Below are 15225 nucleotides of genomic sequence, written 5' to 3'. Positions count from 1 at the left end.
TTGCCGACAAATCACCCCAAGATGGCGCGCCACGCGCTTAGATCGCTACCGTTGAGCGTTTCCTCAGTCAAGCCGGAGCCAAGCCCCCATGCGCCGATATGCCAGTTATCGCGATTTCATCCAGCGCGATCAGCGTTCTCTCGTCGGCACGGCCCTGCTCCTCACCGGCGGTCACGAGCAGGCCATCCGTCTCGTGCTGTGGTCCCTGCGCTCCGTAGGGCTGAGCTGGCCTCCCACCCTCTGGGAGAACCCCACCGTCCACGCCCAGATCACGATGTACCGCCGCTACCTGCGCAGGCCCGTCTCGACGGAGGCGACCGCCCTGCTGCGGCTCCCGGCACGGCGCCGGGTGCTCGTGGTCGCCTGCCTGCACGACGGCAGGACACGCGAGGAGATGGCGACCGTCCTCGGCATGCCCCTGGAGAGCGTGGAGTCGGAGATCACCGAGGCGGTGGCCGCGCTCAGCAAGGGCAACGCCGAGCGGCTGACCGCGAGACTGGCCACCACGGCGGCCGAGGCGTCCGTTCCCGACCTCGCCGACCGGTCCGTGCGCGCGCTGCGCCGCCGCCGGCGCCGGGGAACCGTCCTGACGGCGGTCGCGGCCCTCGTCCCGGTCGGCCTCATCGCCGCCTTCACCCTGATCCAGCAGGGGCAGGTGTGGAACTCGGCGCTGGGCGAGCGCAACCAGCCCCGCTCGGCGGAACCCGACACGATGCGGGTGGTCTCCAGCCCGGGACCCGGTTCCGGCTTCCGCCCGTGGCAGACTCCGCGCACCTCGTTCACGATCCGCTACGCCGTACCCGGAAAGTGCCCCGACGACGGCGCCTCGACCGACGGCAAGCCCGCGCCCTCACGGGCGGGGAAGGTCACCTGCGCGGGCTGGACGCTGAAGCTCGCCGGTGGCGACGAGGGCCGTCCCGCGCTCGAATCGGTCGAGTGTGACCGGCCCGGCCACTGCGAGTCCACGGTGAACGTCCCCGACGCGACGCAGCACCTGGCGCACGGCGACGACTGGAGCTACTGGCGGCTCTCACCCGCCGTCAGCGGGGACGGGCGGCGCGTCGCCTACCTCAGCGCGGCGGAGGGCAGATACGTCGCCCACGACCTGCGCAGCGGCGAGAAACGGTACCTGTCGCCCGTGCTGGTCCCCGCGGACACCGAGACCGGCACCCGGGTGAGCGTCTCCCCCGACGGCCGCCTGTTCACCGTGGATCTCAGCGATCGGCGGCTACGGACCGACTTCGCCACCGGGACCGTGACCTCGCTGCCCGCCGGGCACGCGACGGCCGTCGAGCGCGCGGCCGACTGGCTGCGCCAGAACTACGGGGTCTGGCGCGACTCCCCCAGCGGCAGATACTCGGCCGCGATCAAGCCCGTGAAGGGCAAGAGCGACAGCCTGCACGTCATCGACGCCAGGACCCGCGAGCTCTTCCGTGACCTGCCGCTTCCCTCGCTGGGAGACCCGACCTCCGCCGAGGTCGTCGGCTGGCTGAACCTCCGGGAGGTCGTCGTCAAGCTGACGGACAAGACCGAGGGGGACCTGCTCGGCTTCTTCAGGATCGACGCGGTCACCGGGCGGCTGCACCGGGTGGCCGGGCTTCCGGAGGGGGACTCGATCGTGCTCGGCTCCCTGACCACGCCATGACGAGAACCCGGTCCGGCAACGAGAAGGGGCCGCCCGGAGGCGACCCCTTCCGCGGGAACGGCTAGGCCATCTTCTTCTTGAGGTTCTCGTCCAGGGCCGCCAGGAAGTCCTGGGTGGTCAGCCACTTGGCGTCGCCGCCGACGAGGAGGGCGAGGTCCTTGGTCATCTGACCGCCCTCGACGGTCTCGACGCAGACCTGCTCCAGCTTCTCGGCGAAGTCGATCACCGCGGGGGTGTTGTCGAGCTTGCCGCGGTGGGCGAGGCCCCGGGTCCACGCGAAGATCGAGGCGATCGGGTTGGTGGAGGTCGGGTTGCCCTTCTGGTGCTCACGGTAGTGACGGGTCACGGTGCCGTGGGCGGCCTCGGCCTCGACGGTCCGGCCGTCGGGGGTGAGCAGGACCGAGGTCATCAGGCCGAGCGAGCCGAAGCCCTGCGCGACGGTGTCGGACTGGACGTCACCGTCGTAGTTCTTGCAGGCCCAGACGTAGCCGCCCTCCCACTTGAGCGCCGCGGCGACCATGTCGTCGATCAGGCGGTGCTCGTAGGTGATGCCGGCGGCCTCGAACTCGGCCTTGAACTCGGTCTCGTAGACCTCCGCGAAGATGTCCTTGAAGCGGCCGTCGTAGGCCTTCAGGATCGTGTTCTTCGTGGAGAGGTAGACCGGGTAGTTGCGGGACAGGCCGTACCGCATGGAGGCCCGCGCGAAGTCGCGGATCGACTCGTCCAGGTTGTACATGGCCAGCGCGACGCCGGATCCCGGGAAGTCGTAGACGTCGAGCTCGATCGGCTCGGAGCCGTCCTTCGGGGTGAAGGTGAGGGTCAGGGTGCCCTCGCCGGGGACCTTCAGGTCGGTGGCGCGGTACTGGTCGCCGAAGGCGTGACGGCCGACGACGATCGGCTTGGTCCAGCCGGGGACGAGCCTCGGCACGTTGGACATGATGATCGGCTCGCGGAAGATGACGCCGCCGAGGATGTTGCGGATGGTCCCGTTGGGGGACTTCCACATCTTCTTCAGGCCGAACTCCTCGACCCGCGCCTCGTCCGGGGTGATCGTGGCGCACTTGACGCCGACGCCGTACTGCTTGATCGCGTTGGCGGCGTCGATCGTCACCTGGTCGTCGGTGGCGTCGCGGTGCTCGATCCCGAGGTCGTAGTACTTCAGGTCGACGTCGAGGTAGGGCAGGATCAGCTGGTCCTTAATGAACTGCCAGATGATCCGGGTCATCTCGTCGCCGTCAAGCTCGACGACGGGACCTTCTACCTTGATCTTGGGCATGCGTGTGGTTCCCCTTCTGAACTAACACTGGCCAGACAGTCCTTGAGGCTCACTGGCCGTTGAGGCTATCGGACCGGTTTGACCGCTCTGCGACGCACCCTGTCATCCGACGTCATCCGACTCATCGCGGCATGAGCCACGGGTACTGCAGGAGCAGCGAGCCGACCATCAGCGCGACGCCGAAGAGCGCGAGCGTGATCGTGTCGGTCGTCTTCCGGCGTACGGCGAGCCGCCCGCCCCCGGCGAGCCGGAGCAGTGCCCCGGCCGCCATCACCACACCGAGGGAGAACCCTCCCCACTCGGGATCGAACAGGACGGCGAAGGTCACGGCGAGGACCGCCCCGACCAACACCAGGGGGTAGGGCCCCCAGCGGTCGTCGGCCGCGCTCCGCGCGCTCGCCGCGTTCACCGCTCGCGTCCGTGACCGTCGGCCCTCAGGGTGATCGTCGTCGTATTCGTGCTCACGCGCATCCCGTTCGTCGTTCGCATCCATGATCGCGTCCGTCCGGGCACTCGTCGGCTGACTCCTCGCACCCGGCTCATCGCTCGTCGATCGGCTTCCACTTCTGGTCCCGCTCGCCGACGTACTCGCTGTCCGGGCGGATCAGACGGTTGTCGGCGTGCTGCTCGATGACGTGCGCGGTCCATCCTGACATACGGCTGACGGAGAAAACGGGCGTGAACAGATCGGTGGGGATGCCGAGGTAGTGGTAGACGGTCGCGGCGTAGAAGTCCACGTTCGGATAGAGGCCCTTCGTCTCGAAGACGACCTCCTCCATCTCCTTGGACATCCGGTAGTAGGTGTCGTCACCGGAGGCCTCGGCGAGCTCCTGCGACATCCTGCGCAGGTGCGTGGCGCGCGGGTCCTCGGTCTTGTAGACCCGGTGCCCGAAGCCCATGATCTTCTCGTGGGCGGCGAGCCTGTCGCGCACAGACTGGGCGACCGAACCCGGGTCGAGCGCCTCCAGGGTACGCATGACCTGCTCGTTCGCACCGCCGTGCAGCGGGCCCTTGAGGGTGCCGATGGCCGCCACGATGGCCGAGTGCATGTCGGACAGGGTCGCGGCGCAGACGCGGGCGGCGAAGGTCGAGGCGTTCATGGTGTGGTCGGCGTGCAGGACCAGGCAGGTGTCGAAGACCTCGACCGCGTGGGGGTCCGGCACGCGGCCGGTGATCTGGAGCAGGAAGTTCGCCGCGACGCTCAGCTCGGGGTCGGGGTCGGGGATCTCGGTCCCGGTGCGGGCGGCGTGGTACCGGGCCACGAGGATCGGCTGCTGGGCGGTCAGCCTGGCGGCCTTGCGCAGGTTGGCCTCGGGGCTGTTGGAGTCCTTGTCGGGGTCGTCGCCGGAGGCCAGTGAGACCAGCGTGCGGAGCGCCTCCATGGGAGCCTGCTTCTCGGCGATCTCAGGGATGTTCGCCGCGGCGAGGGCGCCCAGTTCACGTCCCCGGACGAGCTCGGCCCCGTAGTCGGCCAGTTGTTCCCGCGTCGGGAGCCTGCCATGCTGCAGAAGGTGCGCGGTCTCCTCGAAGGAGGTGCGGCCGGCGAGGTCGTGGATGTCATATCCGCGATAGAAGAGACGACCGGCCTGACCGTCGATGTCGCTGAGCGCCGTGGACGCGGCCACGACATCGGCGAGACCTTTTGTGGGTTTGTCCGCCATGACTGTTTCCTCCGCTTATCTTGCAGCGCAGTCTACCCGTGAGCAGGACAAACCTTCCCAAGAGGTCCAGACCAATTTCACGAAGGATTCTCCTTCTGGCAAAGGCGATTCCCCATCCCCTCGTTTGGGTAAGCCGCAGCTGTAGGAATAGTTACGGCGGGCTACCTGGGGAGGAACTGCCGTGGAGGGGCCGTTCATACGCATCGAGGACACAGGCGAGGTGGTCCCGTTGCGCCCCGAGATCACGACGATCGGGCGTGGCCGGGGAGTAGACATCCGGCTCAACGATCCAAGTGTTTCCCGGCTGCACGCGGAATTCGTACGGCGCGGCCCCTACCTGTACGTCGTTGATCTGGGCCTGTCCCGCAACGGCACACGGGTGAACGGCCGGCCCATCGCCCGGAGGGTGCTCGACGACGGCGACGTCGTCTCCTTCGGTGCCGCGAGGGGCAGGATCGGCGGAGTTCCGCGTGAGGACTTCGCCCCCGAGGTCGAGCTGCGCCGCGCGGCGGCTCCGGAGCTGACCCGGCGGGAGGTGGACGTGCTGACGTCGCTGTGCCGTCCGGCACTGTCCGACGAGGCGTTCGTCGCTCCCGCGACCGCGCGGGAGATCGCCGACGACCTGGTGGTGACGGAGGCGGCGGTCAAGCAACATCTGCTGCGTCTGTACCAGAAGTTCCGGATACCGGAGGGCACCAACCGCCGCACCAGGCTGGCCAACGAGGTGGTCGCCCTCGGTCTGGTGCGACCGACCCCGGTGGTGCCGCCACAACGCGCCGCGGGCGCCCCTGAGGCCCAGCCTGCGGCGACGACGACGAGCCGCCGGGCGTCATAAGCCCGGCTCCGGGCGACCCGCCCTCACCGGGCGGCAGGCCGCGTCACGGCACGCGCCATCTCCGGCGTGCCGGCCTTCGGCATGCCGCCCGGCGGGCGCGCCCGGCCTCGGCACATCGTCCGGCGGGCGCGCCCGGCTTCGGCGTGCCGTCGTGGTGACCTCGCCTGCTCGTGCGCGCTCTCCCGGCGCCGGTACGGCGGTCCACTTCTGGCGGCGCCGGTACGGCGGTCTACTTCTGGGCGGCCTGCTTCTCGGCCGCCTCGACGACGTTGGTGAGCAGCAGGGCTCGGGTCATCGGCCCCACCCCGCCGGGGTTGGGGGTGAGGAAGCCCGCGACCTCCGCGACGTCGGGGGCGACGTCACCGGCGATCTTGCCGTCGACCCGGGAGACGCCGACGTCCAGCACGGCCGCGCCGGGCTTGACCATGTCGGCGGTGATCAGGTGAGGGACGCCCGCCGCCGCGACGACGATGTCCGCGCGCCGGACGTGGGCGGCCAGGTCCTGGGTGCCGGTGTGGCAGAGGGTGACGGTCGCGTTCTCGGAACGGCGGGTCAGCAGCAGGCCGAGCGAGCGGCCCACGGTGATGCCGCGCCCGACCACGACGACCTCGGCGCCCTTGATCGGCACGCCGTACTCCTGCAGGAGCAGGACGATGCCGTGCGGGGTACAGGGCAGCGGCGCGTCGACCATGTGGACCAGGCGGCCCAGGTTGACCGGGTGCAGGCCGTCGGCGTCCTTGGCCGGGTCCATGCGCTCGATCAGCGCCATGGTGTCGAGGTGCCGGGGCAGCGGAAGCTGGACGATGTAACCGGTGCACTCCGCCGAGGCGTTGAGCTCGTCGACGACCGCCTCGGCCTCGGCCTGGGTCGCGGTCGCGGGCAGGTCCCTCCGGATGGAGGCGATGCCGACCTCCGCGCAGTCACGGTGCTTTCCCGCCACGTAGATCTGGCTGCCCGGGTCGTCGCCGACCAGGACCGTGCCCAGCCCGGGGGTGACACCGTGCTCCCTCAGCGCGGCCACCCTGGCCGTGAGGTCTGCCTTGATCTTCGCCGCGGTGGCCTTGCCGTCCAGAATCTGCGCACTCATGGTGTCAATCCTTCCACGAGATCATCCGCGGCTCGCTTCCCTCCGCTCGATGATCCGGCGGGTGTAGGGGATGTACTCCACGATCTTCGCCCCCATGTAGGCGGCACCGAGGGCGAAGACGACGAGCAGCCAGGGGCTCTCCCAGAACCCGTTCATGATCACAAGAACGTTCAGGACGGGACCGAGCAAAGGCATGGAAGATCTCCCCGAGCGCGACAAAAGGAATGCTTTACCCTAACCGGGCTTTAAACCTCTTCCGGCCGGAAAATCATGTCCGATTCGCCACTCTTCCATCTCCCGTGTACGGCTGCCCCACGCGTGCGGCAGCCGTACGACCTGCGAGATCAGGATGGAGACCGGCCGGAGATCAGTGGAAGAAGTGACGGGTCCCGGTGAAGTAGAGCGTGATCCCGGCGGCCTCCGCGGCGGCGATCACGTCCCCGTCGCGGATGGAACCGCCCGGCTCCACGATGGCCTTCACCCCGGCGTCGATGAGCACCTGCGGGCCGTCCGCGAACGGGAAGAACGCGTCGGAGGCCGCGACCGAGCCCCGGGCGCGCTCACCGGCGCGCTTGACCGCCAGCTGCGCCGAGTCGACCCGGTTGACCTGGCCCATGCCGACGCCGACGCTGGCGCCGTCGGCGGCCAGCAGGATCGCGTTGGACTTCACCGAACGGCAGGCCTTCCAGGCGAAGGCCAGGTCGGCGAGGACCTCGGCGGAGGCCGCGGGACCCGCCTTGAGCTCCCAGGTGGACGGGTCGTCGCCGGGGGCGTCCACCCTGTCGGTGGTCTGCACCAGCAGGCCTCCGTCGATCCGGCGGAACTCGGCCCGGTTGTCCGGCCCCTTCGGGCAGACGAGCAGGCGGATGTTCTTCTTCGCGGTCAGCAGCGCCAGCGCCTCGGCGGTGAACGCCGGGGCCACCACGACCTCGGTGAACACCTCCGCGATCTGCCCGGCCAGCTGCTCGGTGACCTCGCCGTTGACCGCGATCACACCGCCGTAGGCGGAGACCGGGTCGCAGGCGTGGGCCCTGCGGTGCGCCTCCGCGACGTCGGCTCCGATCGCGACGCCGCAGGGGTTCTGGTGCTTGATGATCGCCACCGCGGGCTCGGGGAAGTCCCAGGCCGCCCGCCACGCGGCGTCGGCGTCGAGATAGTTGTTGTAGGACATCTCCTTGCCGTGCAGCTGCTCGGCGTTGGCCAGGCCGTCGCGCTGCCCCGAGTAGAGGGCGGCGCCCTGGTGCGGGTTCTCGCCGTAACGCAGCGGAGTCCTGAGCGTCCACGCGGCCCCCATGTAGGCGGGCCAGGCGCCCTCCCCGGCGGCGTAGACGTTGGCGAACCACGAGGCGACCGCCGTGTCGTAGGCGGCGGTGTGGGCGTAGGCCGCGGCGGCCAGACGGCGGCGCTCGGTGAGGGTGAAGCCGCCCAGCGCGACCGCGGCGAGCACGTCACCGTAGGCGCCGGGGTCGACCACGACCGAGGCGGTGCCGTGGTTCTTGGCCGCGGCGCGGATCATCGCCGGGCCGCCGATGTCGATCTGCTCGACGCACTCGTCGTCGGAGGCGCCGGAGGCCACGGTCTCCTGGAACGGGTACAGGTTGACCACGACGAGCTGGAACGGCTCGATCTCCAGCTCTTCGAGCTGCTTGAGGTGGGCCGGGTTGCCGCTGTCGGCGAGCAGACCGGCGTGGACGCGCGGGTGCAGGGTCTTGACGCGGCCGTCCAGGCACTCGGGGAAACCGGTCAGCGACTCGACCGGAGTGACGGGGACACCGAACGAGGCGATCTTCGCGGCGGTGCCGCCCGTGGAGACGATCTCCACTCCTGCGGCGTCGAGCCCGCGGGCCAGCTCCTCCAGCCCGCTCTTGTCATACACCGCGATCAACGCGCGCCGGATGGCGATGCGGGTCACTTCGTGGTCCTCCTGTTTGGTTCAGGTTTTCCGGCCGCCCAGCTCATCCGCTGGGTCGTCCGAGACGAACGGTACGTCCGGTCACCGTCCAGCCCTCGCGGGCCATCCGGCCGACGGTCTCGACGAGCAGGTTCCGCTCGACGGTCTTGATGCGCTCGTGCAGCGTCTCCTCGTCGTCGCCGTCGAGCACGGGCACCGCCTCCTGGGCGACGATCGGCCCGGTGTCGACTCCCGCGTCGGCGAGCATCACGGTGCAGCCGGTGACGCGGACGCCGTACGCCAGGGCGTCGCGGACGCCGTGCGCGCCGGGAAAGGACGGCAGCAGCGCGGGGTGGGTGTTGAGCACCGTGAAGGCGGTCAGCGTCGGCGCGCCGAGGATCTTCATGAACCCCGCGCAGACGACCAGGTCGGGACGGTGCTCGGCGATCCGGGCGGCGGTCGCCTCGTCCCAGGCGTCGCGGCTCTCGTGGGCGGACAGCTTCTCGACGAAGGTCGGCACTCCCGCGCGCTCCGCGCGTGCCAGTCCTTCGATGCCGTCGCGGTCGGCTCCGACCGCCACGACGGCGGCCCCGTAAGCCTCGTCTGCCGAAGCGTCCAGCAGGGCCTGTAGGTTGGTTCCAGAACCGGATACGAGGACCACAAGCCGAGCGGCCTGGGATGACACCGACGCACTCCATTCGGACGGGGACTCACGCCGCTGCAAGGGTATCGGCCTGTGTCCTCGTACGACGCAAGGAGGTCAGTTGACGACACCCGTCCAGGCACAGCCGGCGGAGAGTGCGGGACGCCGGGCCCTGTGGCTCGCGCTCGCCTCGGTGGTGATGACGTTCATGCTCCCCCTGGCGGGGCTCGTCATGTCGCTCTTCGCCATTGTCGTCTCGGTCCGCGCGATCCCCCTGCTGCGCTCGGTGACCAAGCCGGTGGGAATCGCCGTCGTCGGCATCGTCCTGGCCTCGCTGGCGCTGCTGGTCTCCGCCGGGGTGACCGCGACGCAGTTCTACTTCAGCGACGAGCTGACCGCCTACGCCGACTGCCGTATAGGGGCCGGCACCGTCACCGCCCAGAACGAGTGCCTGGAGCAGCTCGAACGGGCGATGGAGAAGAAGATGCCCTTCATGCGGCCCGGCGAGCTCCAGTTCCCCTTCCCGCCCTGACCTTTCCCCTTCGTCCGTCCCCTCCCTGTCCCCTCAGCCCTGTCCCCTCAACCCTGTCCCCTCGACTCAACCCGTCCCTCCCCACTCCGGCCTTCCCCGCGTTGACAGGATCCCGGGGTCCGTCGCTCACACGCCGAGCAGCAGAAGGGTGTAGGCGGCCAGGCTGGAGTCGTCGGTGATCACACCGGTGCGGATCATCTCCTCCACCTCCCGGCGGGGAAACCACCGATGGCGGAGGTCCTGCTCCTCGATCTCCAGCTCCGCCCGGCCGTGGACGAGGTCGGTGGCCAGGAACACGTCGAAGCCCTGGCTCGCCATGCCCACGGCGCAGTGGAGACGCCCCAGGTGCCGCATCGAACCGGCGGACAGGCCGGTCTCCTGGCGGAGCTCCTCCCGGGCGAGGCTCTCGGGATCGGCCGTGGCCATCCCGGGCATGGTCCCCTGCGGGAACTCCCACGAGCGGCGGCCGATCGGGTAACGGTACTGCTCGACCAGGTGGAATCCATCGTCCTCCATGGGGACGACGAGCGCGAAGTCCGGCTTCTCCACATAGGAGTAGATCCCCGGTGACCCGTCAGGACGCCGTATCCGGTCCTCACGCAGCCTCATGTATCGCGTCTCGTAGGCGACCTTCGTGGAGACCCGCTCGATCACCTGGTCGGCCGCATCACTCACACTCGGGCTCCCGTCCGTAACGGCGACGTCCTCAGCGGATCGTGCCGGACTCCCCTCATCGGCCAGGGACACGGTAGCCCCCGCGGGAGGGCGCCAGCGCGGCGCGGTTCCCGACCGGCGACGCCCGCCGTACCCGGGGCGGACGGGTCCCGTGAAGCGGGCGCGGCGGCATTCACTTCCCCAGCACATGCCGCCGCGCCATCGTCGTCCGGTCCGGACCGGAGAGGCCCGGGCCGTACGTCACTATCGGTACCCCGGAGCGGCGATCTTCACCCGGCGCGCGGAAAACCGTCCCATACCAGCCACCGCCCATGCGGCCGGTATGGTTCGAGATCGTTTCGGAGCCGGGCGGGACACGCGGGTCCGCCTGAAACCCGCGTCCGGGGTGAGGGCGAGGGGTCAGTCGCGGTCCCAGGCGTAGGGGTCGAGATAGATGACGTGACCGCCCTTGTCGTCGGACTCGTCGACGATGTCCCGCCGGGGCGGGCGCGGGGGCTCGTGCCCGGCCTTCTTCTTCGGCGGGACGGTGTCTCCCGCGGGGGTGTGCTCGTCCTGCCAGTCGTCCCTGATGACCGGGATCGGCTGGGTGTCGCACTCGGTGGCGTCCATCCAGTGTCCCGGGAGCCTGCGCAGTTCGTCCGACTCGGCGAAACCGACCTTGCTGGCCACCGATCCCGCCGCTTTGGCGATCTTGACGCTCGCCTTGCGGACCGGCGCGGTGGCCGTGCCGACCTTCTCCGCGGCCTTGGTGACGGCGGTGTTGTGCCCCCGGAAGATGAACCACCAGTTGGCCAGCCCGGCCGAGATGCCCGCGGCGACACCCACCTCCAGCGTCACCGAGAACATGACCTCCCAGGCCGCCGGTCCGACCGCGACGAGCCGTGCCCCGCCGAGCGATCCCCCGGACAGCGCGGCCAGTGCCCCGGCCGCCGCCCCGGTCGTCAGCCCGCAGACGAACCCCCACAGCGGCGCGCCCTCGTAGGACGGCGAGGGGGCGATCCTGACGCTCAGGACACCGGCCACCGCCCCCGCCGCGAACGGCAGCACGACCACCGCCATCACCCAGGCCGGAGTCGGCCCCGGCTCGGGCAGGGCGCCCAGGATCGGCAGGGTGGGCACGCCGCTGAGCTGGACCCCCGTCGGCGCGACCAGCGTGCCGGTGCCGACGGCGAAGCCCGGACCGGCGATGTAGGCCATCCCCCAGATCACCGCGTTCAGCAGGTAGAGCACCTGGATCAGCAGGAGCAGCAGGCCGCCGACGAACCCCGGCGACAGGATCTCCGACAGTGCCCTGACCTGCTCGAAGTTCACCACGATCGCGGTGAGCACCAGGATCGCACCCGCGACGATCATGATTCCCAGTGCCGCGGCCGAGCTCACCAGGACCGAGCGCAGCCGTTCGGGCAGCAGCCGCAGCATCGACCGCCACGGCCCGATCGTCCTGGCGGTGGCCAGCGAGCCCGCGGCGAAGGCGAGCAGCAGGTGGCTGAGCAGCGCGTCACCGAGGAACGGCTGGGTGATCTCGTTGCGGGTGATCAGCGCGATGCCCCCGGCCAGCAGCGCGTACGGCGCGGCCAGCGAGATCCCCGCCTGGGCGACCAGCACCAGCTGAGCCCGGCGACGGGCGTTGGCCTCGTCCTTGGGGCTGTTCTTCGGCAGCCTGGCGGGCAGTCGGAGCCGCAGGTCGGCGTCCCGGGCCATCCAGATCCCGGCGCGGTACAGCAGGAAGGCCGGAAGGAGCGTCAGCCCCAGCGGGAGCAGCCCCACCGACCCGCCGGAGATCGCGAACCCCGCGTGGTGGGCCACCAGCCACAGCTGCGCCGCGGTGCGGAACACGCCGGGCAGGCCGGTGCCGAGCGCGCCCTGGGGGGAGGCGATCCAGCCGACCAGGGTGAACGTGGTGAGCACCGCGAGCCCCACTCCGAGCGTCCACGCCGCGGCGAGCATCCCGGAGACGGGAAGCGGCCTGCGGACGTCGTCGTCGTCACCCGTGACGCCGGGCAGGGGGATACGGCTGAGGACGTTACGGGGAGCCGTCCGGAGCTGGTCGAGAAGGGCCGTCACAATAGTCGATGGTCTCAGGATCTTGCGGGTGGAGGTGACTCCTTCGCCCCGCGTGTCGCATGCCGTACGAGGCCGGGCGTGAGAAAACCGGGCGGGGCGAAAGCCGGGCACGACAAAGGCGCCCGTGGGAAGACGGGCGCCTTTGTTCGCTGTGAGCCCCGTGGGCGGAGAACGCCGACGCCCTCCCCGCCGCGAGATGCGGCGGGCAGGCGTCGACCCCGTGTCAGCGGGACTGCATGACCTCGCGCATCAGGCGGGCGGTCTCGCTCGGGGTCTTGCCGACGCGGACGCCGACCTTCTCCAGAGCCTCCTTCTTCGCCTGTGCGGTACCGGCCGAGCCGGACACGATCGCGCCCGCGTGCCCCATCGTCTTGCCCTCGGGGGCGGTGAAGCCCGCGACGTAGGCGACGACCGGCTTGGTCACGTGCTGCTCGATGTAGGCGGCGGCGCGCTCCTCGGCGTCTCCGCCGATCTCACCGATCATCACGATCGCGTCGGTGTTCGGGTCGTCCTGGAACGCCTGGAGGGCGTCGATGTGCGTGGTGCCGATGACCGGGTCGCCACCGATGCCGACGGCGGTGGAGAAGCCGAAGTCACGCAGCTCGTACATGAGCTGGTAGGTCAGCGTTCCGGACTTCGACACCAGGCCGATGCGGCCCGCGGTGGTGATGTCGGCGGGGATGATGCCCGCGTTGGAGGCGCCGGGGGAGGCGATGCCGGGGCAGTTCGGCCCGATGATGCGGGTCTTGTTGCCCTTGGCGACCGCGTAGGCCCAGAACTCGGTGGTGTCGTGGACCGGGACGCCCTCGGTGATCACCACGCAGAGCGGGATCTCGGCGTCGACGGCCTCCTTGACGGCGTCCTTGGTGAACGCCGGGGGCACGAACACGACCGACACGTCGGCGCCGGTCTCCTTCATGGCCTCGACGACGGTGCCGAAGACGGGCAGGCCCTCGTGGACGGTGCCGGCCTTGCGGGCGTTGACACCGCCGACGACGCGGGCGCCGGAGGCGAGCATGCGGCGGGTGTGCTTGGTGCCCTCGCCGCCGGTCATGCCCTGGACAATGATCTTGCTGTTCTCGGTCAGCCAGATAGCCATTACGCACCTACCGCGGCGAGCTCGGCGGCACGCTTGGCCGCATCATCCATGGTGTCGACCAGTTCGACGCCCTTGAGGCCGGCGTCGGCGAGAATCTTCCGCCCGAGTTCGGCGTTGTTGCCGTCGAGGCGGACGACCAGCGGGCGGCTGACGGCCTCGCCCCGGCTCTCCAGCAGCTGGAAGGCGGAGACGATGCCGTTGGCGACCGCGTCACAGGCGGTGATGCCGCCGAAGACGTTGACGAAGATCGACTTCACGGCGGGGTCGGAGATGATGATCTCCAGACCGGCGGCCATGACCTCGGCCGAGGCGCCACCGCCGATGTCGAGGAAGTTGGCGGGCTTGGGCTGGCCGGGGAAGGCCTCGCCCGCGTAGGCGACGACGTCGAGGGTCGACATGACCAGGCCCGCGCCGTTGCCGATGATGCCGACGTTGCCGTCGAGCTTGACGTAGTTGAGGTCCTTCGCCTTGGCGGCCGCCTCGAGGGGGTCCTCGGCGGCCTTGTCCTCGAAGACCGCGTGGTCGGGCTGGCGGAAGGAGGCGTTGTCGTCGAGGGTGACCTTGCCGTCGAGGGCCTTCACCTGGCCGTCGGCGGACAGGATCATCGGGTTGACCTCGACCAGGGAGGCGTCCTCGTCGACGAAGGCGGCCCAGAGCTTCTCGATGAGCTCGGCGGCGCCGTCGAGGGCCACCTCGGGCAGGCCACCGGCGACGGCGATCTCGCGACCCTTGGCGCGGTCCACTCCCTCCAGCGGGGAGACCGGGATCTTGGCGACCTTCTCCGGGGTGCTGTGCGCGACCTCTTCGATGTCCATCCCGCCGGCGGCGGAGCAGATGGCGAGGAACGTGCGGTTGGCGCGGTCGAGCAGGAAGGAGAAGTAGTACTCCTCCGCGATCGCGCTGGCCTCCTCGATCAGGACCTTGTGGACCGTGTGGCCCTTGATGTCCATGCCGAGGATCTGGGTGGCCTTCTGCTCGGCGTCGGCGGCGTCGTCGGCGACCTTCACGCCGCCCGCCTTGCCGCGACCACCGGTCTTGACCTGGGCCTTGACGACGACGCGCCCGGTCAGCTCCTCGGCTGCCGCGCGTGCCTCCTCCACGGTGTGGGCGACGATACCGCGCGGCACCGGGATACCGTACTCCGCGAAGAGCTCCTTCGCCTGATGTTCGAACAGGTCCACGAGGGTCCGTCCTTGCTTGTGCGGCTGGTGTACAGATGTGAGCGGGCCGGCTCCACGATCTCAGGGGGAGCCCGGCGTTTTCGCGCCAATGAAGCCTAGCCGCCCAGGCGGCGTGGCCAGGTCACCGGGTCCTTGTAGACGGGATGGAATGTCCTTATACGCGGGACGGAATGGCAGTCTGTGCCCACTCGACGATCTCCTGGGTGGTCGCCCCCGGCGTGAAGATCCGGGCCACGCCCATCCGCTCCAGCTCGGGCATGTCCTCGTCGGGAATGATCCCGCCGCCGAACACCAAGATGTCGCTCGCGTCGTTCTCACGCAGCAGCTCGATCACCTTGGCGAAGAGCGTCATGTGCGCCCCCGACAGGACGGACAGCCCGACGGCGGCGGCGTCCTCCTGGATGGCGGTGCGCACGATCTGCTCGGGAGTCTGGTGCAGTCCTGTGTAGACGACCTCCATCCCGGCGTCCCGCAGCGCCCTCGCCACGATCTTCACTCCTCGGTCGTGACCGTCCAGCCCCGGCTTGGCGATGACGACGCGAATTCTCGACACGGCATCCATGCAGACCTCCTTGTCCGCGCTCCACGCGCAACGGAAGAGCTGTCCGCAGCGTAACCGGCCATGCTGCGCCGGGT

Annotated in this window: 15 protein-coding genes; 3 read left to right on the top strand and 12 right to left on the bottom strand. The window is 69.9% G+C overall.

What is annotated here, in order from left to right; genetic code table 11:
- Positions 1-88 precede the first annotated feature (88 nt).
- Entirely contained in the window at positions 89-1645 is a 1557-nt protein-coding gene (locus AB0N02_RS03950) for a sigma-70 region 4 domain-containing protein (protein ID WP_363942354.1), read from the top strand.
- Between the two features lie 61 nt (positions 1646-1706).
- Here the strand turns inward: AB0N02_RS03950 and AB0N02_RS03945 are convergent, their stop codons facing one another.
- The 3 genes from AB0N02_RS03945 to AB0N02_RS03935 form a co-directional block, all read right to left on the bottom strand.
- On the bottom strand, positions 1707-2921 hold the full coding sequence (locus tag AB0N02_RS03945; RefSeq protein WP_363942352.1) for an NADP-dependent isocitrate dehydrogenase: 1215 nt from the start codon (positions 2919-2921) through the stop codon (positions 1707-1709).
- Positions 2922-3042: 121 nt separating this feature from the next.
- The gene (locus AB0N02_RS03940) at positions 3043-3330 is read right to left on the bottom strand and encodes a DUF3017 domain-containing protein (RefSeq protein ID WP_363942350.1); all 288 of its coding nucleotides are present in this window, start codon (positions 3328-3330) and stop codon (positions 3043-3045) included.
- A gap of 130 nt (positions 3331-3460) precedes the next feature.
- Positions 3461-4582, bottom strand: a complete 1122-nt coding sequence (locus tag AB0N02_RS03935; protein WP_363942348.1) for a citrate/2-methylcitrate synthase — start codon at positions 4580-4582, stop codon at positions 3461-3463.
- Between the two features lie 181 nt (positions 4583-4763).
- On the opposite strand from AB0N02_RS03935, the gene AB0N02_RS03930 reads away from it, so the two are divergent.
- Positions 4764-5417 carry an FHA domain-containing protein gene (locus tag AB0N02_RS03930; protein WP_363942346.1) on the top strand — a complete coding sequence of 218 codons (654 nt, stop codon included), beginning with the start codon at positions 4764-4766 and terminating at the stop codon, positions 5415-5417.
- Between the two features lie 229 nt (positions 5418-5646).
- Here AB0N02_RS03930 and AB0N02_RS03925 read toward each other — a convergent pair whose 3' ends face one another.
- From AB0N02_RS03925 to purN, 4 genes are all read right to left on the bottom strand, one after another.
- Positions 5647-6504: a bifunctional methylenetetrahydrofolate dehydrogenase/methenyltetrahydrofolate cyclohydrolase gene (locus AB0N02_RS03925; RefSeq protein ID WP_363942345.1), complete on the bottom strand. Its 858-nt coding sequence runs from the start codon at positions 6502-6504 to the stop codon at positions 5647-5649.
- A 21-nt stretch (positions 6505-6525) separates the two neighbouring features.
- Positions 6526-6699, bottom strand: coding sequence for a hypothetical protein (locus AB0N02_RS03920; RefSeq protein ID WP_363942342.1), 174 nt, complete (start codon positions 6697-6699; stop codon positions 6526-6528).
- Between the two features lie 172 nt (positions 6700-6871).
- On the bottom strand, positions 6872-8416 hold the full coding sequence (gene purH / locus AB0N02_RS03915) for a bifunctional phosphoribosylaminoimidazolecarboxamide formyltransferase/IMP cyclohydrolase (RefSeq protein WP_363942340.1): 1545 nt from the start codon (positions 8414-8416) through the stop codon (positions 6872-6874).
- A gap of 43 nt (positions 8417-8459) precedes the next feature.
- Positions 8460-9080: a phosphoribosylglycinamide formyltransferase gene (gene purN, locus AB0N02_RS03910; RefSeq protein ID WP_363942338.1), complete on the bottom strand. Its 621-nt coding sequence runs from the start codon at positions 9078-9080 to the stop codon at positions 8460-8462.
- Between the two features lie 79 nt (positions 9081-9159).
- Between purN and AB0N02_RS03905 the strand changes: the two genes are divergently transcribed.
- Positions 9160-9570: a hypothetical protein gene (locus AB0N02_RS03905; protein WP_363942335.1), complete on the top strand. Its 411-nt coding sequence runs from the start codon at positions 9160-9162 to the stop codon at positions 9568-9570.
- Positions 9571-9696: 126 nt separating this feature from the next.
- Here the strand turns inward: AB0N02_RS03905 and AB0N02_RS03900 are convergent, their stop codons facing one another.
- The 5 genes from AB0N02_RS03900 to AB0N02_RS03880 all read right to left on the bottom strand — a co-directional run bounded on the left by AB0N02_RS03900 (position 9697) and on the right by AB0N02_RS03880 (position 15151).
- Positions 9697-10245 carry an NUDIX hydrolase gene (locus AB0N02_RS03900; protein ID WP_363942332.1) on the bottom strand — a complete coding sequence of 183 codons (549 nt, stop codon included), beginning with the start codon at positions 10243-10245 and terminating at the stop codon, positions 9697-9699.
- Positions 10246-10644: 399 nt separating this feature from the next.
- Positions 10645-12309, bottom strand: a complete 1665-nt coding sequence (locus AB0N02_RS03895) for a DUF6350 family protein (protein WP_363942329.1) — start codon at positions 12307-12309, stop codon at positions 10645-10647.
- A gap of 223 nt (positions 12310-12532) precedes the next feature.
- Complete coding sequence (gene sucD / locus AB0N02_RS03890; protein WP_363942327.1) at positions 12533-13408, bottom strand: succinate--CoA ligase subunit alpha; 876 nt, start codon at positions 13406-13408, stop codon at positions 12533-12535.
- Positions 13408-14589 carry an ADP-forming succinate--CoA ligase subunit beta gene (gene sucC / locus AB0N02_RS03885; protein ID WP_363942324.1) on the bottom strand — a complete coding sequence of 394 codons (1182 nt, stop codon included), beginning with the start codon at positions 14587-14589 and terminating at the stop codon, positions 13408-13410. The genes sucD and sucC overlap by 1 nt, the downstream gene beginning before the upstream one ends.
- Before the next feature lie 154 nt (positions 14590-14743).
- Complete coding sequence (locus AB0N02_RS03880; RefSeq protein ID WP_363942321.1) at positions 14744-15151, bottom strand: cobalamin B12-binding domain-containing protein; 408 nt, start codon at positions 15149-15151, stop codon at positions 14744-14746.
- Positions 15152-15225: the final 74 nt, after the last annotated feature.

Source organism: Streptosporangium sp. NPDC051022, assembly GCF_040683035.1.
GTDB lineage: Bacteria > Actinomycetota > Actinomycetes > Streptosporangiales > Streptosporangiaceae > Streptosporangium.
The sequence above is the reverse complement of the archived record's forward strand: the minus strand, read 5'-3'. Positions and strand labels throughout refer to the sequence as shown.

What these genes read in the sequence shown, in the direction of transcription:
- AB0N02_RS03950 (WP_363942354.1), top strand. Translation starts at nt 89, where the DNA reads ATGCGCCGATATGCCAGTTATCGCGATTTCATCCAGCGCGATCAGCGT.
- AB0N02_RS03945 (WP_363942352.1), bottom strand. Translation starts at nt 2,921, where the DNA reads ATGCCCAAGATCAAGGTAGAAGGTCCCGTCGTCGAGCTTGACGGCGAC.
- AB0N02_RS03935 (WP_363942348.1), bottom strand. Translation starts at nt 4,582, where the DNA reads ATGGCGGACAAACCCACAAAAGGTCTCGCCGATGTCGTGGCCGCGTCC.
- AB0N02_RS03925 (WP_363942345.1), bottom strand. Translation starts at nt 6,504, where the DNA reads ATGAGTGCGCAGATTCTGGACGGCAAGGCCACCGCGGCGAAGATCAAG.
- AB0N02_RS03920 (WP_363942342.1), bottom strand. Translation starts at nt 6,699, where the DNA reads ATGCCTTTGCTCGGTCCCGTCCTGAACGTTCTTGTGATCATGAACGGG.
- sucD (WP_363942327.1), bottom strand. Translation starts at nt 13,408, where the DNA reads ATGGCTATCTGGCTGACCGAGAACAGCAAGATCATTGTCCAGGGCATG.
- AB0N02_RS03880 (WP_363942321.1), bottom strand. Translation starts at nt 15,151, where the DNA reads ATGGATGCCGTGTCGAGAATTCGCGTCGTCATCGCCAAGCCGGGGCTG.